Source organism: Agathobaculum ammoniilyticum, from assembly GCF_025567315.1.
Classification (GTDB): Bacteria; Bacillota; Clostridia; order Oscillospirales; family Butyricicoccaceae; genus Agathobaculum; species Agathobaculum ammoniilyticum.
Genome location: NZ_JAOQJE010000001.1, coordinates 182882 through 202897 on the forward strand (window position 1 = coordinate 182882; position 20016 = coordinate 202897).

Consider the following 20016-nt stretch of genomic DNA (forward strand, 5'->3'; position numbering starts at 1 on the left):
ATACAATCCGATTCAGTAATTGAGTACAATATAGTCGCCGGATACATACCCTTCGTATTGATCGTAGCGCACAACGTACCACCCGTCATATTGCCCAAGCACAAAAACCTGCGCGCCGTTGGGCGCCTTGCCGATAACAGGCGCGGAAAGGGAGGGAGCGGAACGGATGTTCAGGTTGCCGGAAGATACCTCCACAGTGGCGGTTTGGATCGGTTGCGGTTCGACAAAGGGGATTTTAAAGTACTCTGTCAGGGAAAGGACGACGTTTCGGGCGATTTCATCGATATGATTGCGGATCCATTCCGCGTCCATGGGATTGTCGTGGTAGGCGAATTCGATCAGGACGGAGGGGGCGCGGGTGCGCGTGACCTCGCCGAGCGAGGTGGTCGGCCGGACGGTAACATCGTCGGGGTTGGGATAGAGGGCTTTCAGGCCGGAAACAATGGTCTGAGCAATCTCTTCGCTGCGCAGGGAATCGGGATAATAATAAACATCCGTGCCGCGAAGCTGACCAGACAGATTGACGGGCGCAGCGTTGGAATGTAGGGCGATATGCGCGTCGTAATTGCCCTCGTTGGACGCGCGGATGGAGGAGGCGGCTGTCATTTCCGGAGTGTTGCGCGTGAATTCAATGCCGGAAGCGGTCAGGTAGGGTGCCATTGCATCCGCGATCTGGTTCATATAATACTCTTCGCTGCCATGTCCATCATAATAAAGGTTGTATTCTTGGGTTGAGGGAGATAAGTAGATACTCGGCATAACTAGGACCTCCAAACAGGATTTTGTCGCTGTCAGACTATGCCGCGGTACGGAGATTGGTCACCATGAACGATATAATAAAAAAGAGCGGGTGTTTTTCGGCGGTTTTCCCTGTTTTTTGTGTTGCATTTTTAAACGCGGCACTGTATAATATATCTTGTCTGAAATGTTCGGCCGCCCAAACGGCCGAGATAAGGAGGAGAAAGAAGCAATGAAGAAATTTTCGATTGCAATGCTGAGCATGGTGCTGGCCGGCTCTCTGCTGTTGAGCGGCTGCGGCGGCAATACCGACACCCAGCAGAATGAGGATAGCAACACGGACGCGGCCGCGACCGACAGCACGGATACGGCGGATGGCGGCGTGCTGCGCATGGGTACCAACGCAACCTTCCCGCCGTATGAGTTTACCGATGAAAACGGCGAGGTTGCAGGCATTGACGCGGAAATCGCTGCGGCGGTTGCCGAGAAGCTCGGCATGGAGCTTGATATCACCGATATGGCGTTTGAATCGCTGATTCCGGCGTTGCAGGCTGGTACGATTGATATTGTTCTGGCTGGTATGACGGTGGATCCGGAGCGTGCGGATCAGGTGAACTTCACTGATTCTTATGCAACCGGCGTACAGGTAGTTATTGTTCCGGAAAATTCGGATATCGCACCGGTAGAGCAGGAGGATGGCTCGCTTGCGGTAGATCTGACCGGTAAGACCATCGGCGTGCAGACCGGCACGACCGGCGACCTGTACTGCACCGATGATTATGGTCAGGAGAACGTCAAGCAGTTTGATAACGGTCCGCTTGCGGTGGCCGCTTTGGTCAACGGCCAGATCGACTGTGTGGTTATTGACCAGGAGCCGGCAAAGAATTATGTAGCGGCTAACGAGGGCCTCAAGATTTTGGATACCGCATACGCAAACGAGGATTACGCGGCGGCGATCAGCAAGGACAACACAGAGTTGCTGGAGCAGGTAAACGCGGCGATGCAGGAGCTGAAAGACGACGGTACGCTTCAGTCCATCATCGACAAATACATCACGGCAGATGGCGAGTAATTGATTTGGTTATGAACGAAAGGGGACGGCGCGCGCCGCCCCTTTTCGCTCGATTATGAGAAATAGAAAGGGGATAGGCTGTGGTAACGCTCACATTGTCAAACTGGCTGGAAACCGCGCCTGACTGGATTCTCTCGCTTCCGGAAAATCTGCAAAGGCTGCTGTTCCAGCTCTACCAGACCTTTATTTACCAAGACCGTTGGACTTGGTTTGCCCAAGGCCTGCGTATCACATTTATCGTAACGATCGGCGCGCTTATTTTGGGTATCATCATCGGCCTGCTGGTCGCCATGGTCCGCACGGCGCACGACTCCCAGCGGATGGGCAAGCACAATCCGGTGCTAGGCGTGCTGAATGTATTGTGCAAGGTATATCTGGCCGTGATCCGTGGTACTCCAATGATGGTTCAACTTTTAATCAGTTGTTTTGTCATCATGGTGCCGAAGGATGACTTCGGCAGCCTGATATGCGGTATTGTGACGCTGGGCATCAACTCGGGCGCCTATGTTGCGGAGATCGCGCGAAGCGGCCTGATGTCGATCAGCGCCGGCCAAATGGAGGCGGGGCGCTCGCTTGGCCTGAACTACGGCAAAACGATGCGCTACATCATCATCCCGCAGGCCATTAAAAATATCCTGCCTGCGCTGGGCAACGAGATGATTACCCTGCTCAAGGATACCTCGCTGGTTTCGGTCATTATGCTGCGCGACGTGACCAAGCAGGCGCAGAATATCGTTGCCAATACTTATCAGCCCTTTGTGCCGTATGTCAGCTTGGCGGTCATTTATCTTGTGATCGTCCTGATTTTGACCAAGCTGCTCGGTATTTTGGAAAGGAGGCTGCGTGCAAGTGATCGACGTTAAAAACCTGTGCAAGTCCTTTGGGGATCATCAGGTGCTCAAGGGCGTCAACGAGCATATCGAAAAGGGAGAAAAGGTCGTTATTATCGGACCGTCGGGGTCCGGCAAATCCACTTTTCTGCGCTGCCTCAACCTGCTGGAGGAGCCTACCAGCGGCGATATCATTTTTGAAGGGCAGAATATCACCAGCAAGGTGACCGATATCAATTTGATCCGCCGCAAGATGGGCATGGTGTTCCAGCAGTTCAACCTGTTTCCTCATCTGACCGTGCGTGAGAATATTAAGCTGGCACCTGTCAAGCTCAAGATCATGACAGAGGATGAGGCGGACAAGCGTGCGATACAACTGTTGGAGCGCGTCGGTCTGCCGGATAAGGCGGACAGCTATCCGGTTCAGCTGTCCGGCGGGCAGCAGCAGCGTATCGCAATCGCCCGCGCGCTGGCAATGAATCCGGATGTGATGCTGTTTGACGAGCCTACCTCCGCACTGGATCCCGAAATGGTCGGTGAAGTGCTGGAGATCATGAAAGAGCTTGCGGACGATGGCATGACCATGGTTGTGGTTACACACGAAATGGGATTCGCACGCGAGGTCGGCACCCGTGTACTGTTTATGGATGGGGGAAACATTGTGGAGCAGAACGAGCCGCACGCTTTTTTCACCAATCCGAAGCATCCTCGGCTGAAAGATTTCCTGTCCAAGGTATTATAAAAAACGGGGTACAGCTTTTGCTGTACCCCGTTTTCCGTTTATTTGGCCTGCTTCATGGAAAGGGCGATGCGGTGGCTTTTGGGATCAGCCGACAGGACGACCACATCCACGATATCACCGACGGTGACCGCTTCGGAGGGGTGCTTGATATAACGGCTGCAGATTTGCGAGATATGCACCAAACCGTCCTGATGGACGCCGATATCCACGAACGCGCCGAAATCCGCCACATTGCGTACCGTTCCTTTGAGCTTCATACCAGGCTTCAGGTCCTTGAAATCGAGGACATCCGCGCGGAGCAGCGGCGGCGGCAGCTCATCGCGTGGATCGCGCCCGGGCTTCTGAAGCTCGGAAATAATATCCATCAGGGTCGGCACACCAACCCCGCAGCGCTGTGCGGCATCGGTTCGGCCCAGTTTCTCTATGCGTGCAGAAAGCTCTCCCAGCTTGCCGGAAGCAGCGTCCTGAACGGAGTATCCGCACAGGGTAAGCAGCGTTTCAGCCGCGGCGTAGGATTCGGGATGGACCGCGGTCCGGTCGAGCAGGTTGTCACTTTCCGGTACGCGCAGAAAGCCCGCACATTGCTCATAAGCCTTGGGGCCAAGCCCTTTTACCTTCAATAGCTGCCTGCGGCTGTCAAAACAGCCGTGTTCCTCACGATAGGCAGTAATATTTTTCGCCACGGTACCGGAAATGCCGGCAACGCGCGACAGCAAAGCGGAAGAAGCAGTGTTGAGATCCACGCCGACAGCGTTGACGCAGTCCTCAACCACGCCATCCAGCGCCTCGGATAGGCGTGCCTGCGGCATATCGTGCTGGTATTGCCCGACACCGATTGCTTTGGGGTCGATTTTGACCAGTTCGGCCAGCGGATCCTGCAGACGACGGGCAATCGATACGGCGGAACGCAGGTTGACGTCATAATCCGGAAACTCCTCGGCCGCAAGCCTGCTCGCGGAATAAACCGAGGCACCGGCTTCAGAGACGACCATGTACTCGATGCCGCCGCCGTATTCCCGAATAAAGTCGGCAATCAATAGCTCGCTTTCCTTGGAGGCTGTGCCGTTGCCGATCGCGATGCAGGTAACATGGTGCGCGTCGCACAAACGGCGCAGCGTTTTTTTCGCTTCGTCCACTTTTTGATAGGGCGGCGTGGGGTATATGACAGCGGTATCCAGCACCTTGCCGGTGCCATCCACCACGGCGAGCTTGCAGCCGTTCCGGTAGCCGGGGTCGAAACCGAGCGTCACACGGTTTTTCACAGGCGGCTGCATAAGCAGGGGGCGCAGGTTGAGCGCAAAGGTATGGATCGCCTGTTCGTTTGCCGTATCGGTCAGTTCGCTGCGCAGCTCGCGCTCCAAGGAGGGGAACAGCAGCCGTTTCCAGCTATCCTCACAGGTGGTGCGCAGCATGGCGCAGAACGGATTTTTGGGATGCAGGACAGCGCGGTTCAGCTCGACCAGCGCCTGGCTGTCGTCCACGGTCAGGGCCACCTTGAGCTTACCCTCCTTTTCCCCGCGGTTGATTGCAAGGACACGGTGGCTTTGCAGCCGGCGGACCGGCTCGGAAAATTCGTGATACATCGCATAGACGGTATCCTCCGCGTCGGTTCCGGCGGTTTGTATCACACCGGTCTGGCGGATCAGGCGGCGCAGGCGGCCGCGGATATCCGCATCGTCCGAGATATCCTCCGCAATGATGTCCGAGGCGCCTGACAAGGCTTCCACAGCGGTTTCGATGCCTTTGGCGGGAGCGACGAAAGGCGCGGCAAGCGCGTCCAGATCGGGGGAAGGCGTGCGCGCGGCAAGAAGCTGTGCAGCCAAAGGCTCCAGACCCTTTTCGCGGGCAACAGAGGCGCGGGTGCGGCGCTTGGGGCGGTAGGGGCGGTAGAGGTCGTCGAGCGCGGCCAGGGTCTGTGCCTCTGCGATTGCGTGGTCAAGCGTCTCGGTCAGCTTGCCCTGCGACTCGATCGATGCGCGGATTTCCGCACGCTTTTCATCCAGGCTGCGCAGATAACCGAGCCGGTCAGCAAGCGTGCGGATCATCTGGTCGTCCATCGCGCCGTGCAGCTCTTTCCGGTAGCGGGCGATAAAGGGGACGGTATTCCCCTCGTCAAGCAGTTTGACGACATTGGAAACGTATGATTCCGGCTGCCGCAGCTCATGCGCCAGCATATTAATAATAGTCTGCATAAAATAACTCCTTTTTCAGCTTGCTTTATTGTACCACAAAATTCTTGGTCGGGAAATAAAAAACCGCATTGGAAAACCAATGCGGTCAGGGATAGACAGGGCATCAGACAAATATACCCTGCACCAAAAACATATACAGGATGGTGCCGATGCCGATCGATAACAGGTTGTTCCGTTTCCAGACGTGCAGCAGCGCAACGACAGCGATACAAAGCAGCTCCGGCGCACCGTGCGGCACAGCAAGCCAGTCCACGCTTTTGACGCAATAGATGACCAACAGAGCGATCACAGCGGGTGGGAGCGTCTCGCCGAGATAGCGCACGATCGGGGGGATGGGCTTTTTTCCATTAAAAAGCAGGAACGGCGCGACGCGTGTCGCAAAGGTGCAGAGCGCGGCGACGGCAATCATGGCAAACGCTTTTTGCGGGGTCATTCCGACACCTCCCCTGCAAGCTTCCCGCGTAGCGCGACCAGCATGACGCAGATGGCCATCATGGCGGGCAGGATAAAGTTATCCGGACCGAGCAAGGTAAGCGATACAGCGGCCGCGCCAAGCCCGAGAAAGGCAGGGATATGGCATTTGCTGCTTTTCCACTGCTCGACAAAAATCACAGTAAAGAGCGCGGTCATCGCGAAATCAATGCCTGTGGTATCGAACGGCAGCACGCCGCCGATGATTGCGCCAATAACCGAGCCGATGATCCAGTAGCTTTGGTCAAGCACGGAGATCAAAAAGCGCATCGCAGCAGGGTCGACACCGTCCGGCGTTTTCAGCGAACAGAGCAGGGAATAGGTTTCATCGGTCAGGGAAAAGATCATGTACCACTTGGCGCGCCCCATCTGGTAGAAGGTATCGAGAAAAGAAAGACCGTAAAAGATATGGCGGCAGTTGAGCAGAAGCGTCATCACCGCGACGGTGACAAGGGACGAGTTTGCTGCAAGGAGCGAAACCAGAAGATATTGTCCGGATCCGGCGTAGATCGTCAGGCTGGACAGAAACGCCCAGGGAGCGGTAAAGCCGGCATCGCGCAACATCACGCCAAATGCGAAACCGATAAAAAGATAGCCGCACAGCACTGGGATTGTGACCGTAAACGCGGGGCGGAGCGCCTTTTTCATGGGAATCACCTACCGTTAAGGGTACTGAGGAAAGGGATATGCAATAGAAAAGCGCCCTGCAAGCAGAGCGCCTCAACATGCTTTCAACGTATCGCGCGGGAAACTCAGATCGCGCGGGTTACCTTGCCGGAGCGGAGGCACCGAGTACATACGTTGATATGGCGGGGAGTACCATCGACCAGAGCCTTCACACGACGAACATTCGGTTTCCAAGTTCTGTTGGAACGACGATGAGAGTGAGAGACCTGAATACCAAAGGTCACGCCCTTGCCGCAAATATCGCACTTTGCCATTTTCCTGCACCTCCTTCTCTTGTGCATTGCGTAACGGATATTATAATACCATAATGCCTGTAAAAATGCAAGCGGTTTTTTCATAAAAAGTCCTATTTTTCAAGTTTTGCCGCAGAAGAGCGGGAAAACGTTGAAAAAGGTGGAAAATCAGGGTATAATACAAGCATCGACATACCTGCCGCTGCGGAGGGGAGTATTTTTATGCAGTTAAAAGAATTTGGCGTCAGCTTAGGCGATCTGATACAGGAGTTTGATTTTGAGGTCGTCTACGGACCGGAGGGCTTTGAGAAAATCGAGATCACAAAAGATGATGTCAACCGCCCGGGACTGCAGCTCGCCGGTTTTTTTGATTATTTCGATCCCAATCGTATTCAGATTGTGGGCAAGGTGGAATCAAGCTATGTAGAGCAGATGACGCCGGAAGCGCGGCTGGCATGCTTTGAGCGGCTGTTTTCCACCGGCATTCCGGTATTGATTGTCTCGCGGAATATCGATGTGTTCCCCGAGTGCCGGGCGGCGGCGGAAATGTATAAGGTGCCGATCCTGCGCACCAACGAATTTACCTCAACGATCATGAGCGCGGTGATCGCTTCCCTTAAGGTCAACCTCGCGCCGCGGGTGACGCTGCACGGCGTCCTTATCGAAATTTACGGTGAGGGCGTCCTGTTGCTGGGCGATTCCGGCGTCGGTAAATCCGAGACTGCAATCGAGCTGGTCAAGCGCGGCCACCGGCTAATCGCGGACGACGCGGTTGAGATCAAGCGCGTGTCGGACAAGACGCTGGTCGGCACGGCGCCCGAGGTCATCCGGCATTTTATCGAGCTGCGCGGCATCGGCATTGTCGATGTGCGCCGGATCTTTGGCATCGGCGCGATCAAGATGACTGAAAAGGTCGAGTTGGTTATCAACCTGGAGCCGTGGGAGGATGGAAAGCAGTACGACCGCCTAGGCCTGGATGGACAGACGACCAGCATTCTGGATATCGCGGTTCCGTCGCTGACGATTCCGGTCAAGCCCGGCCGCAATCTTGCGGTCATTATTGAAGTCGCCGCCATGAACGACCGCCAAAAGAAGATGGGCTTTAACGCGGCACGCGAGCTGCAGGAGCGCATGCTCAAGCAGTACGGAAACTGATGCGCAGAGGTACGGCCGGCCACCTCGCAGCGCTATGACTTGCCTGCGCGCCGGACGTTTTTGAAAACAGGCGTCAAACGCCTGTTTTCTGTTTGGATAGACACTTTACGCGAAATGGATTTCACCACAAAAAGGAGCAATTGTTTTCTATGCACATCGTAGCAGACCTGCATACCCACACGATCGCCAGCACACACGCGTACTCCACGGTATATGAGATGGTTCGCGGCGCAAAAGCAAAGGGACTGATCGCGATTGGCATTACTGACCACGGTCCGGATATGACAGACGGCCCGCATGAGTGGCATTTTTCCAACCTGAATATTATTCCGCGAGAGATAGACGGCGTGGCCGTGATTCGGGGAATAGAATTCAATATCTGTCCCGGCGGGGCGCTGGACCGGATGAGTGAAAAAAGCCTGGAGCCTGTGGAGTTTGCGCTGGCCTCTTTCCATGACTGCTGCTTTGCCCCCTCCACGCGGGCGGCGCATACAGAGGCGCTCGAAGCAGTGCTGCATGATAAACGGGTGCAGGCGTTTGGGCATCCGGGTAACCCCAAATTTGATTTTGATATGGAGCATATTATTTCACAGTGCAACCAGTACGGCAAGTTGGTGGAGATCAACAGCAATTCCTTTGCCATCCGGAAAGGAAGCAGGGAGAACTGCACGGAAATCGCGCGCCTGTGCAAAAAATATCAGGTGCCGATCGTTGTGGACAGTGATTCGCATATTGAATATACAGTCGGCTGTGTAGACAACGCATTGGAGATGCTGGAAGAGATCGGGTTTCCGGAGGAGTTGGTGGTCAACAGTAGCGGGGAGCGTCTGGATGAATATTTTCGTGGACGCGGTTTGACGCTGTTCGGATGAAAAGGAGGAAACATGATGCGGATCGGTATTGATTTAGGTGGAACAACGGTAAAAGCGGCGCTTTGTCGGGAGGAGGGCACGCTGCTGCATAAAATGAACGCGCCCACCCGTTTGGGAGACGCGGATGGGCTGCGGGCGGATATGAAAGCGCTCGCGCTCGCGCTTTGCGAAAAAGAGGCAATAACGCCGGAGCAGGTACAGAGTATAGGTATCGGCGTACCTGGCTCGTTCGACAAGGAAACCTGCACGCTGCGGTTCGGAACCAATTTGGATATGAGCGACGTGTGCTTCGCGCAAGCGTTCGAGCCGGAATTCCAGTGCGCGGTCCAACTGGATAACGACGCAAATTGCGCAGCGCTGGGAGAAGCGATTGCGGGCGCGGCAAAAGATACCAGAAATATGCTGATGATTACCCTGGGAACCGGCGTCGGAGGCGGGATTGTGGTAGACGGAAAACTTTATACCGGCTGCAACGGCATCGCGGGAGAATTGGGACACATCGTGATACGACAGGGCGGCGAGTCGTGCAACTGTGGACGAAAGGGCTGCCTGGAGGCCTATACCTCCGCTTCGGCTTTTGTCCGCTTTGCGGAGCGTGCCTTGGAGGCAGGAAGAAAGAGCGTTCTGGAAGAAAATCGGGGGGCGCTGAACGCCAAAATGATATGTGATGCCGTAGACGCGGGTGACACCCTGGCGCGGGAGCTGTTTGAGGAATACTGCGTCAACCTCTCCTGTGGGCTGGCGAACCTGGTCAATATTTTTCAGCCGGAGTGCATTGTCATCGGGGGTGGCCTTGCGGGCTATGGGGAGAAACTGATCGAGCCGCTGCGCCGCTTAACAGAAGCGGAAACCTTCCAGGGCGCGTCATGCAATGCAAGGATCATTGCGGCCGCGCTGGGAAATGACGCGGGGCTGATTGGCGCGGCGATGCTTTAACGCAAAACTGTAATATAGAGCGGCGCATTTGTAATATTACAAATGCGCCGCTCTACCCTTCAAAGCATTGAAATTCGGGCTTTTTCGTGATAAAATACGTTCCGTATTATGAGAAAACCAGCTTGTTCAACCCGGAGGTCTATCATGCGTTTGAAACGAATGATTGCCCTGCTGTGCGCATCGCTGTATATTTTAACTGGCACAGCCGCAGCGGGTGAAATAACAAAAGAGGAAACCGAACAGCAAATCGTTCTGGAAGCCGGCGTGCCGGCGGCAGAAGAGGGCCGCGCTGTTTCGCAAAACGCGGCCCCGCAAATGCCGTCCGCACGCGCGGCGCTCAAGACGGTTCCATCGACGCACAAGGTCACGGTCAATGGGCAGGCCGTCAGCCCGCAGGCCTATAATATTGACGGATACAACTATTTTAAGCTACGGGATATTGCGTTTCTGCTCAGCGGCACCACGGCGTCGTTTGATGTGCAGTGGAATGGGGAGAAAAACGCGATCGACCTGATATCCGGCGCGGTCTACACCGCGGTGGGCGGGGAGATGAGCGTTGCATCCTCCTCTACGCTCCGTGTACAGGAATCGACCGCCAAGCTGCTGCTGGATGGCAGCGGCGTATCCATCAAGGGCTATAATATCAATGGGAACAATTATTATAAGATAGCGGACGTATCGACTGCAATGGGGTTTACTGCGGCATTTGAAAGCGCGACGCAGACGGTGCAGATCAAAACGCCGTCTGCGCCCGATCCGGAAATGCAGCCGGAGCCTGATCCGGAAGGGCCGCAGGAACCTGCGGAACCGGAAGAGCCTTTCGTGACAGGGGTCTATCAGGTTAAGGTCAGCGACTACCTTTCGGTACGGACGGGTCCCGGGCTTACTTATGCGGCGGTCGGCAAGCTCACAAACGGTACAGAAATCGTCGTGGATTCGATAACGGATAATTGGGCGCATATCATGGTTGGAGACGACGGGAGCGACCGCTATTGCAGTGCGGACTATCTTGTACGGGTGAAGGACTATGATACGTCCGAGGGAGAGCCGGAGCCGGTTATCAAGCCGGTGCGGCCGGAACGCACCTCGAATATTGATGGAAAAATGACCGTGATCGTTGACCCCGGCCATGGCGGCAGCGATGTTGGCGCACATAACGAGGACGGTTCTCTGGATGAAAAGCATATCAACTTGTATGTTTCGCAATATCTGGAAGAATATCTGGAGGAAGCGGGCGTTCGGGTGATCATGGTACGCGATACACTGGAGGAGGGGAGCTCGCTCTCCCTGCGCGGTCAGATCATGGAAGAATATGTGGACACGGTTGATCTGTTTTTCAGTGTCCATCATAATGCGGCCAATACGACGGCACGCGGTGCGGAAGCGCTGGCGCAAATCGTGGATAAGGACGGAGGGCCGACCAGGATTCTGGCGGAGGCACTGCTGGAGGAGTATGAGAAGCTGGGCGTCCCGATCCGGCAGGTCGTATTCCGAGAAGGAAGCAACGGAGATTATTATTATACGAATCGCGTGGCATCCGCGCTGGGTATTCCTGCCCTGACCAGTGAATTTTGCTTTATCGATAACGAGGAGGATCAAAAGCTTATCGATAGCGAGGAGGATTGGCAGGCGGAAGCGCTGGCGCAGTTCCATGCGATCATGCGCTATTTCGAGCAGGTTGAATATTAACGGACAGGAGAGATTGAACGTGACAGAAAGAGAAGAGCGGGCGCAACGTTTGCATGACAGCGGCTATAACTGCGCGCAGGCGGTTGTGTGTGCTTATTGCGACCGGTTTGGGTTGGATGAAAACACGGCGTTTAAAATGGCCGAGGGCTTTGGCCTGGGCATGGGGCTTATGGAGGTTTGCGGCGCGCTGACCGGCGCGTTCATGCTGGCGGGCTGCAAGCAGAGCAAGGGCTGCAGCCACCCGGGGGAAACAAAGGCGCAGACCTATAAGTTGACAAAAGCTCTAGCGGCCGCGTTTGAGGAGAAGAACGGCACCTACCTTTGCAGAACGCTAAAAGGCGTGCCGGATGGAACGGTAAGGCGGTCCTGCCCAGGGTGCATTAGTGATGCTTGCCAACTTATCGAAGAATATTTGTTGAAATAGCCTATTTGCCGCAGATGTCAACCCATCTGCGGCAACTTTTTTTGCTATCGTTCGCCTGCTTTCGACAGACGGCACCTGTGCAGGGGCGTAAAATGAGGGTTATGAATTGCAAACAAAGGGGGCGATAGCTGTGGTTCGCTATATTGTTACTGAACAAGCCCGTGCTGAACGGACGCAGTATGGTATAGCCGCCATAACGGAGCGGAAGCGCGTGGACCAAATTGATGATGTTGCGCTGACGCTCGAAGAAACCATGCGGCTGGTTTCGTTGTTGCAAGATAATGGCGTGGCACCGGAACATTTTCGAGATGTTGTGGAAGATTATCTTTCGGGTTTGATGATGGTCGAATAAAAAACGGCGGAAACGATAGGGTTTCCGCCGTTTTTTATTAAAACTGAAAGAGGATGCCTCCGATGGCCCCTGCAAAAATGAATAGAATGGGATGGAGCCTGGGGAATTTCCAAATACACAGCGATAGCGCCAGGAAAAAGGCGATCGCAGGGAAATTTAATAACGCAAGCAGGTTGCCGACGCCCTTCCAAAGCTCGGTATGAAAAAGCGAGGCGGCAAATACCTCCAGCATAGCGCCGAAAATCAATCCGGCGGAGGCAGGGCGCAGGCCGTAAAAGGCATCCCTGACAAGCGCGGAATCGCGAAACCTGGTCAGGGCGCGCGAGATCAGGATGATGATGACCACGGAAGGGAAAACGAGCGAGCAGGTTGCGATGACAGAGCCCCCCAGCCCCGCGGCATGGAAACCGGCGTAGGTCGCGGTATTGATGCCGATCGGCCCAGGCGTCGATTCGGAAACCGCGATCATGTCCAACAGGTCGTTTGGTGTAAACCAGGGGTATTTGAGCGAAATGGCCTTGAGAAAGGGCAGCGTCGCCAGACCGCCGCCGACCGAAAAAAGGCCGGTTTTGAAAAATTCCCAGATTAGCTGTAAATAGATCATGTGCGCCGCCTCCGGAAGAAACCGATCGCAATGCCTGCCGCGCCAGCCAGAAGCACCATCACTACGGGAGAAACCTCAAAAAATGCAACGGCGGCAAATGTAATAAGCAGTATCAAGGTGGTAGGCAGGTCAACAACACCTTTCCTCGCCATTTTCAAAACCGACTGCAACACAAGCGCGCAGACCGCGATGCGGATGCCGGAAAAAGCGTGCTGCACCACGGCAAGATGCGCAAACTGCTGGATACAGGCAGCGATGATAACAATGATTATCAGAGACGGCGCGACCATGCCGGCCGTAGCGCAGATCGCGCCAGGCACTCCGTGGGTCTTATAGCCGACAAAGGTGGAGGTATTGACTGCGATTACACCGGGCGTGCATTGGCCGATGGCATAATAATCCATCAGCTCGTCCTCAGTAGTCCAGCCGCGGTTTTCAACGATCTCCCGCTGGAGCAGGGGCAACATGGCATAGCCACCGCCAAACGTGCATACACCGATGCGGGCAAAGGTGAGAAACAGGTCAAGATAAGGGTTCAAAAACAGCCAGCTCCTTTCCGTATACGGTATCAGTATATCATATTTTGATGGATATGGATGGAAAATATCCGTAAAATTGCGAATGGGGACAAAAAAGGCTGCCAGAATCTGTGCTGACAGCCTGCGGATCGGTAAATCAACGGGAGGGGATGACCTCGAGCCAGTATCCATCCGGATCGGAAATAAAGTATATGCCCATCGCGGGGTTTTCAAAGCAGATACAGCCCATCTGCTCATGCTTGTGATGAGCGGCTGCAAAGTCGTCCACCTGAAACGCAAGATGGAATTCGTTATCGCCAAGGTTATAGGCATGGTCCCAATCCCGCAGCCAGGTCAGCTCCAGTTGGTGGGCGCTTTTGCCATCGCTCAGATAGACGATGATAAAGCTCCCATCGTCAGGGCTGATGCGGCGGACTTCGGACAGGCCGAGCGCCTCTTGGTAGAATGCGAGCGACCGGTCCAGATCACGCACATTGAAATTATTGTGTGCAAACGTAAATTGCATAAAGGTTTCCTCCTTTTCGGGTATGGGATTACTTTACCACGTTTTTCCGCAAAACACAATCGGCATAGACGATTTTTGTTTACATTACGGCCGTGCGATGATATAATTAATATGCGTATTTGCGTCCGAAAGGGGGACGGAAATTGAAAAAGAAATTTCAAAAAGCGCTGCAGCCTGGGCAAACATGGTTTTACCTGCTGTTTTTGCTGTTTGCGGCGGGCGGATTATATTTTTCGTTGTGGTATGGCGCCGCGGGCATAGCGGTCTGCGGCATACTCCGGCTTGCTTCGCTGCGTCAGGAATCCGAGCGAAAACGTCAGGTGCAGGACCTGATGGAGAATATTGAGGTCAGCGGTGGTGAAATAAAGCCCGCGGTAACCCACTCTCCGCTGCCGACGGTTGTTGCGCTGGCAACGACCGGCGAGATCGTTTGGGCAAACGAAGCGTTTGCGGAAATCAGCGGCCAGTTTAGCGGCGCCCGCCATATGCGAATGACCGAACTCGCGCCAACGTTTGAAACACGGTGGCTGATCGAGGGGAAGGAAGAATTCCCGGGAGAGCTTCGTATGGGGCGTCGGGCATACCATGTATTCGGCAGTATGATTCCAAGCGGCGCCGGACAGATGATGATGCTCTATTTCATTGACTGTACGGAATACGTCCGGCTGCGGGACGCGGCGGAAACGCGCCATCCGGCGCTTGCCATCATCGCGATCGACAACTACGAAGAATTGATGAAGAACGCGACGGACTCAGAAAAATCCGCGATCCTTGCTGATATTGACCGCCGCCTGTCCGAATGGACGCGCGACAGCAGCGCGGTCCTGCGGAAATACGACCGCGATAAATACATTTTTATCATCGAAAACGCTGAGCTTGACAAGCTTGCGGCGCGGAAATTCGCCGTGCTGCAGGAGGTGCGCGATATCCGCAACCACGAGGGCGTCCTCGCTACACTGTCGATCGGTATCGGCAGGGACGGGGAAACGCTTGCGGAAAGCTATCAGTACGCTGGGCTGGCAATCGACATGGCGCTGTCACGCGGCGGTGACCAGGCGGTCATTAAAAACCGGTACACCTTTGAGTTTTACGGCGGCCTGAGCGAGGAAGTGGAAAAGCGCACCAAGGTCAAAAGCCGCGTTGTGGCAAACGCACTGAGTCAGCTCATCCGAGACTCCTCGCAAGTGCTGGTCATGGGCCATAAGAACAGCGATATGGATGCGATCGGAGCGGCGGCGGGCATGGTATGCGCGGCGCGCGTCAAGGGCAAGCCCGTGCATATCGTTGTGGACCAGCAGCACACCATGGCGTCGGATCTGATCGAACGACTCGAGTCCCTGCCCGAATACAAGGACGTTTTTATCAGCGCAGAAGACGCCATGATTATGTGCGATTTTAATACGCTTCTGATCGTGGTGGATGTGAACCGTCCCGGCTATGTAGAAAGCGAAGCGCTGCTTCAGTCGATCAATAAAGTGGCGGTCATTGACCATCACCGCCGCGCTGCGGATTATATAGAGAACGCGGTCGTTTCGTTGCATGAGCCATACGCTTCCTCCGCATCCGAGCTGGTCAGCGAGCTGCTGCAATATCTGGTGCCGAACAACGATATCCTCACCGGCGAGGCGGAGGCGATGCTCGCGGGCATCTATCTGGATACCAAGGGTTATTCGACTCGCACCGGCGTGCGCACGTTCGAGGCCGCAGCCTATCTGCGCCGTGCGGGCGCGGAGGTGAGCGATGTCAAGCGCCTGTTCCAGTCAAGCTTTGATCAGTATATGGAGCGGCAAAAAATCATCTCTTCCGCGCGCAATTGTGGGCAAGGCGTGATTTTCGCTCTCACAGATCAGGAGATCGACCGCATTGCGGCTGCACAGGCGGCGGACGAGCTTTTGTCGATCATTGGGACAAGGGCCAGCGTTGTCGCGTTCCGCAGCGGGGTGGATATGGCGGTTTCCGCCCGTGCCTCCGGACAGGTCAATGTACAATTGCTGATGGAGCGTCTTGGAGGCGGCGGCAACCATTCCGCCGCGGGGGCGCAGCTGAAGAATACGACGCCGGAGGAGGCGGACCGTATGATTACCGAGGCGATTCACGGCTACTTTGCCGATCAGGAAAGTGAAGCGCAGTAGACAGATAATGTAAGTGTATCCCGTTGAAAAGGAGAAAGATATCATGAAAGTAATTCTTACAGCAGACGTAAAAGGAAAAGGAAAGAAAGGCGACCTGATCGAGGTCAGCGAGGGCTATGGCCGCAATTTCCTGCTGCCGCGCGGTCTGGCTGAGCCGGCCACCGCGGATAATCTGAACGTGAAGAAAGCACAGGACGAGGCGCATGCCCGCAAGGTGGCGCTGGAACAGCAGGCCGCACGGGAAGCGGCGGAAAAGCTGAAGGTCAGTCCGGTCAAGGTGCCGGCGAAAGGCGGGGCAGGCGGACGCCTGTTCGGCGCGGTGACCTCGAAAGAAATCGCGGAGGAGTTGAAAAAGCAGTACGGCCTAAATGTGCCGAAGCAGAAAATCGTGCTGGAGGAGCCGATCAAGACCTTTGGCGTCCATCGGGTGAAGGCCAAGCTGTATCAGGATATCGCGGGAGAGATTCTGGTGCAGGTCGTAGAAGCATAGTCAGGTAAGGGACAAATAGGGCGGAAAGCAACCGCCCTGGCGAAGCGGTATATTTTTATTGGAAAGGCGGTGTGCAGCTTTGGATGAGCTTCTTATGCGGCAGGTGCCGCAGGACCTGACTGCGGAGCAGTCTTTGCTGGGCGCCATGCTTGTCGATCCAAACTGCATACCGGAAGTGATCGAGCAGGTGCGCGCGGATGATTTCTATGCGGATGAGAACAAACGCATTTTTGAAACCATCTATTCCATGTTCAACGGCGCGCAGAAGATCGATCCGGTCACCGTGCTGGATATGCTGACCCGTCTCGGCTATTACGATGAGGCAGGGGGCAGGGCATATCTCTTTCAGTTGATGGAGGTAACGCCTGGAACGCGCAACGTTTCGGAATATGTCCGCATTGTGCGCGACAAGAGCCTGCTGCGGCAGCTTGCCGACGCGGGCGCCGAAATTCAGCAGCATGCGCTGGAAGCGCATGGAGAAGCGTCCAGCATCGCGGAGTTGGCGGAGCAGCGCATCTATAGCATCCGTCAGGGACGGGAGATCAAAGGCCTGTCCAAGCTGAGCGAGGTCATCGCGGACCTGTATACGGAACTCGATGAGCGTGCCAGGTCGGACAGCGATATCCCAGGCATGTCAACCGGATTTCACGCGCTGGACACGGCGTTGACAGGCCTGAACAAATCCGACCTGATACTGATTGCGGCGCGTCCCGGCATGGGTAAGACCGCGTTTGCGCTCAACATTGCGCTCAACGCGGCAAAGGCGAGTGTAAAGGGCAAGCCGAAGGGCTATAAAAAAGGGACGGGCGTGTGTGTGTTCCAGTTGGAAATGGGCAAGGAACAGCTTGCGAGCCGCTTTTTGTCCAGCGAAGCGTTGATCGAGTCGCAAAAGCTCAAGACTGGTAACCTGGATGGGGACGATTGGGTCAAGATCGCCCGCGCGTCCGGCGTGCTGGCTGGCCTGAATATCTATGTGGACGATAATCCGGCGATTACTGCGGCTGAAATCAAGGCGAAATGCCGGCGGCTGGGGGACGAGTTGGGCCTTATCGTGATCGACTACCTGCAACTGATGCACGCAGGCGGCCGGCATTCGGATAACCGCGTGCAGGAGGTCGCAGAGATCTCGCGTTCCCTCAAAATCATGGCGAAAGAGCTCAATGTGCCGGTCGTCTGTCTGTCCCAGTTGTCACGCGCGTCCGAACAGCGCGCGGATAAGCGGCCGATGCTGTCCGATCTGCGCGAATCCGGTGCGATCGAGCAGGACGCGGATATCGTCATGTTTATTTATCGTGACGATTATTATGATGACGAATCGGAGCAGAAGAACATAGCGGAAATTATTATTGCCAAAAACCGACACGGCGCCACCAACACGGTGGAGCTGCAATGGGTCGGTCAATATACAACGTTTTCCAATCCAGACAGAATCCACGGGGAGTAGGCCATGCTGGAAATCGTAAAACACACGATCGAGGCGCACCAGATGCTGACACCCGGCGAAGCTGTCCTGGTGGCGCTTTCCGGCGGGGCGGATTCCACAGCCCTTCTGCGGGCGCTGCTGCTTCTGGGATACCCTGTGCGGGCGTTCCATCTGAATCATTGCCTGCGCGGAGCGGAAGCGGAACGGGATGAAGCGTTCTGCCGGTCGCTGTGTGCGCGCCTGCAGGTGCCGCTGACCGTTTCGCGCGCGGATATCCGCGCGGAGTCCGTCCAGCGCGGGGAAAGCATTGAAACAGCGGCGCGTCATATCCGGTATGAGCGGCTTTTCGCCGCTGCGGGAGCGGATAGGATCGCGACCGCCCATACGGCGGACGACTCAGCGGAAACCGTGCTGTTTCATTTGGCACGGGGTACCGGACCGGAGGGGCTGACGGGGATACCGCCGGTACGCGGCCAGCTTGTGCGACCGCTGATTGAAACAACAAGAGCGGATGTGGAAGACTTTTTGCGGCAGTTAGGGCAGGACTATGTGACCGACAGCACAAATGCGGATGACCGCTATACGCGCAACCGCATCCGGCATGCGGTAATACCGGTGCTTCGTGAGATCAATCCGGCGCTGCCGGATGCAGTAACGCGTCTGAGCGGGCTTCTGCGGCAGGACAACGCGTATCTGGACGGGGAAGCCGAACGTCTTCTTTGCGCGGCGCGGCGCGCTTCCGGCAAATGGCAGGTTGATACGCTCCGGTCGGCGCATCCGGCGCTGCGTTCGCGGGCGGTAAAAATGCTTGTGAAGCATTCGGGCGTGACGATGCGGGATATCGCCGCAACGCATATTCAAGCGCTGGAACGCCTTCTGGAAACAGACGATCCATCCGCAGCGCTCAGTCTGCCGCATGGGTTTACGGCGCGGCGGGAATATGATACAGTATATATAACAGCCGCAGCCGCACCAGCGCTTCGGCGGGAACCGGTTTTGCTTACCGTTCCGTTTGACAGGCCGGTTTGGGGCGGCACGCTGCATTTGTCGGTTCGTCGTTTAGAAAAAAAGCAATCTTTTTACAAATCATTCAATACTTTTCTCGTGGATTGTGGTACAATATGTTTTGATACGTTCTGTGTCCGCGCCCGCATGCCGGGAGACAGGCTGCGCCTATCGAAAAAGGGCGGCAGCCGCACGCTGAAAAAGCTGATGATCGACCGGAAAATCCCGCGCTTACAAAGAGATGAGTTAGCGGTTCTGGCGGATAAAAACGGCGTGATCGCGGTGCAGAATTTGGGGATGGATATTTCGCGTGCTCCCAAAGGGGGCGCGCTGATAGAAATAACGATAGAGGGGTAACTGACAAATGGCATTTGACATGCGAGACGACATCAAGGAAGTTTACTTCACGGAACAGCAACTCGCGGAAAAAGTGGCGGAGCTGGGCGCGCGTATTACGGAGGATTATCGGGATAGGAATCCCCTGATCGTCAGCGTACTCAAGGGATCCTATGTTTTTATGGCAGATCTGACCCGCAGGATCCAAACGCCGTGCAATATTGATTTCATGGTGGTATCCAGTTATGGAAAGGGGACCAAAACCTCTGGCGAGGTGCAGATCATCAAGGATATCGAGCAGCCGATCGACGGGCGCGACCTGTTGATTGTAGAGGATATCCTCGATTCAGGCGTCACGTTGAATTATTTGATGCAGGTGCTGATGGCGCGCGGAGCAAATTCGATTCGGCTGTGTACGCTGCTGTCCAAGCCTGCGCGGCATAAGGTACATGTGCCGATCGATTATCTCGGCTTTGAAATACCGGATGAATTTGTGGTCGGCTATGGCCTGGATTATGCTGAAAAATACCGTAATTTGCCGTATATCGGCATTCTCAAACCGTCTGTTTACGGCGGCGAGTAAATACAC

The 20016-nt window shown here is 55.3% G+C and carries 22 protein-coding genes; 14 read left to right on the plus strand and 8 right to left on the minus strand.

The window, feature by feature from the left end; genetic code table 11:
* Positions 1 to 12: 12 nt before the first annotated feature.
* A complete protein-coding gene (locus OCV66_RS00910; protein WP_054325895.1) occupies positions 13 to 759 on the minus strand; it encodes an SH3 domain-containing protein in 747 nt (248 codons plus the stop codon).
* Positions 760 to 970: 211 nt separating this feature from the next.
* Between OCV66_RS00910 and OCV66_RS00915 the strand changes: the two genes are divergently transcribed.
* The 3 genes from OCV66_RS00915 to OCV66_RS00925 all read left to right on the plus strand — a co-directional run bounded on the left by OCV66_RS00915 (position 971) and on the right by OCV66_RS00925 (position 3382).
* Positions 971 to 1810, plus strand: a complete 840-nt coding sequence (locus OCV66_RS00915) for a basic amino acid ABC transporter substrate-binding protein (protein WP_054325896.1) — start codon at positions 971 to 973, stop codon at positions 1808 to 1810.
* 80 nt (positions 1811 to 1890) lie between these two features.
* A complete protein-coding gene (locus tag OCV66_RS00920; RefSeq protein WP_107630452.1) occupies positions 1891 to 2673 on the plus strand; it encodes an amino acid ABC transporter permease in 783 nt (260 codons plus the stop codon).
* Complete coding sequence (locus OCV66_RS00925; RefSeq protein WP_107630453.1) at positions 2660 to 3382, plus strand: amino acid ABC transporter ATP-binding protein; 723 nt, start codon at positions 2660 to 2662, stop codon at positions 3380 to 3382. The genes OCV66_RS00920 and OCV66_RS00925 overlap by 14 nt, the downstream gene beginning before the upstream one ends.
* 38 nt (positions 3383 to 3420) lie before the next feature.
* Here OCV66_RS00925 and OCV66_RS00930 read toward each other — a convergent pair whose 3' ends face one another.
* From OCV66_RS00930 to rpmB, 4 genes are all read right to left on the minus strand, one after another.
* Positions 3421 to 5574 (minus strand): Tex family protein, encoded by a 2154-nt coding sequence (locus OCV66_RS00930; RefSeq protein ID WP_054325897.1) that lies wholly within the window; start codon positions 5572 to 5574, stop codon positions 3421 to 3423.
* Between the two features lie 103 nt (positions 5575 to 5677).
* On the minus strand, positions 5678 to 6007 hold the full coding sequence (locus OCV66_RS00935) for a branched-chain amino acid transporter permease (RefSeq protein WP_054325898.1): 330 nt from the start codon (positions 6005 to 6007) through the stop codon (positions 5678 to 5680).
* Positions 6004 to 6693 (minus strand): AzlC family ABC transporter permease, encoded by a 690-nt coding sequence (locus OCV66_RS00940; RefSeq protein WP_054325899.1) that lies wholly within the window; start codon positions 6691 to 6693, stop codon positions 6004 to 6006. The genes OCV66_RS00935 and OCV66_RS00940 overlap by 4 nt, the downstream gene beginning before the upstream one ends.
* Before the next feature lie 104 nt (positions 6694 to 6797).
* Positions 6798 to 6986, minus strand: a complete 189-nt coding sequence (rpmB, locus tag OCV66_RS00945; RefSeq protein ID WP_078096872.1) for a 50S ribosomal protein L28 — start codon at positions 6984 to 6986, stop codon at positions 6798 to 6800.
* 201 nt (positions 6987 to 7187) lie between these two features.
* Here rpmB and hprK point away from each other — a divergent pair, with 201 nt between their 5' ends.
* The 6 genes from hprK to OCV66_RS00975 all read left to right on the plus strand — a co-directional run bounded on the left by hprK (position 7188) and on the right by OCV66_RS00975 (position 12393).
* Complete coding sequence (gene hprK, locus OCV66_RS00950; protein ID WP_107630457.1) at positions 7188 to 8120, plus strand: HPr(Ser) kinase/phosphatase; 933 nt, start codon at positions 7188 to 7190, stop codon at positions 8118 to 8120.
* A gap of 149 nt (positions 8121 to 8269) precedes the next feature.
* A complete protein-coding gene (locus OCV66_RS00955) occupies positions 8270 to 8992 on the plus strand; it encodes a phosphatase (protein ID WP_054325900.1) in 723 nt (240 codons plus the stop codon).
* A gap of 12 nt (positions 8993 to 9004) precedes the next feature.
* On the plus strand, positions 9005 to 9928 hold the full coding sequence (locus OCV66_RS00960; RefSeq protein WP_147573671.1) for an ROK family protein: 924 nt from the start codon (positions 9005 to 9007) through the stop codon (positions 9926 to 9928).
* A gap of 144 nt (positions 9929 to 10072) precedes the next feature.
* A complete protein-coding gene (locus tag OCV66_RS00965; protein WP_161804668.1) occupies positions 10073 to 11617 on the plus strand; it encodes an N-acetylmuramoyl-L-alanine amidase in 1545 nt (514 codons plus the stop codon).
* Between the two features lie 19 nt (positions 11618 to 11636).
* Complete coding sequence (locus tag OCV66_RS00970) at positions 11637 to 12041, plus strand: C-GCAxxG-C-C family protein (RefSeq protein WP_262563557.1); 405 nt, start codon at positions 11637 to 11639, stop codon at positions 12039 to 12041.
* A 130-nt stretch (positions 12042 to 12171) separates the two neighbouring features.
* A complete protein-coding gene (locus OCV66_RS00975) occupies positions 12172 to 12393 on the plus strand; it encodes a DUF6514 family protein (protein WP_147573672.1) in 222 nt (73 codons plus the stop codon).
* A 37-nt stretch (positions 12394 to 12430) separates the two neighbouring features.
* Here OCV66_RS00975 and OCV66_RS00980 read toward each other — a convergent pair whose 3' ends face one another.
* The 3 genes from OCV66_RS00980 to OCV66_RS00990 all read right to left on the minus strand — a co-directional run bounded on the left by OCV66_RS00980 (position 12431) and on the right by OCV66_RS00990 (position 14041).
* On the minus strand, positions 12431 to 12997 hold the full coding sequence (locus OCV66_RS00980; RefSeq protein WP_147573673.1) for a chromate transporter: 567 nt from the start codon (positions 12995 to 12997) through the stop codon (positions 12431 to 12433).
* A complete protein-coding gene (locus tag OCV66_RS00985) occupies positions 12994 to 13536 on the minus strand; it encodes a chromate transporter (RefSeq protein ID WP_054325905.1) in 543 nt (180 codons plus the stop codon). The genes OCV66_RS00980 and OCV66_RS00985 overlap by 4 nt, the downstream gene beginning before the upstream one ends.
* Positions 13537 to 13672: 136 nt before the next feature.
* Positions 13673 to 14041 (minus strand): VOC family protein, encoded by a 369-nt coding sequence (locus tag OCV66_RS00990; protein WP_054325906.1) that lies wholly within the window; start codon positions 14039 to 14041, stop codon positions 13673 to 13675.
* Between the two features lie 143 nt (positions 14042 to 14184).
* Here OCV66_RS00990 and OCV66_RS00995 point away from each other — a divergent pair, with 143 nt between their 5' ends.
* The 5 genes from OCV66_RS00995 to hpt all read left to right on the plus strand — a co-directional run bounded on the left by OCV66_RS00995 (position 14185) and on the right by hpt (position 20010).
* Entirely contained in the window at positions 14185 to 16173 is a 1989-nt protein-coding gene (locus OCV66_RS00995) for a DHH family phosphoesterase (protein ID WP_107630462.1), read from the plus strand.
* Between the two features lie 43 nt (positions 16174 to 16216).
* Positions 16217 to 16663: a 50S ribosomal protein L9 gene (rplI, locus tag OCV66_RS01000; protein ID WP_054326073.1), complete on the plus strand. Its 447-nt coding sequence runs from the start codon at positions 16217 to 16219 to the stop codon at positions 16661 to 16663.
* A 79-nt stretch (positions 16664 to 16742) separates the two neighbouring features.
* Positions 16743 to 18107, plus strand: a complete 1365-nt coding sequence (dnaB, locus tag OCV66_RS01005) for a replicative DNA helicase (protein ID WP_054325909.1) — start codon at positions 16743 to 16745, stop codon at positions 18105 to 18107.
* A gap of 3 nt (positions 18108 to 18110) precedes the next feature.
* Positions 18111 to 19448 carry a tRNA lysidine(34) synthetase TilS gene (gene tilS / locus OCV66_RS01010; RefSeq protein ID WP_147573674.1) on the plus strand — a complete coding sequence of 446 codons (1338 nt, stop codon included), beginning with the start codon at positions 18111 to 18113 and terminating at the stop codon, positions 19446 to 19448.
* 7 nt (positions 19449 to 19455) lie between these two features.
* Entirely contained in the window at positions 19456 to 20010 is a 555-nt protein-coding gene (hpt, locus tag OCV66_RS01015; protein WP_242977792.1) for a hypoxanthine phosphoribosyltransferase, read from the plus strand.
* Positions 20011 to 20016: the final 6 nt, after the last annotated feature.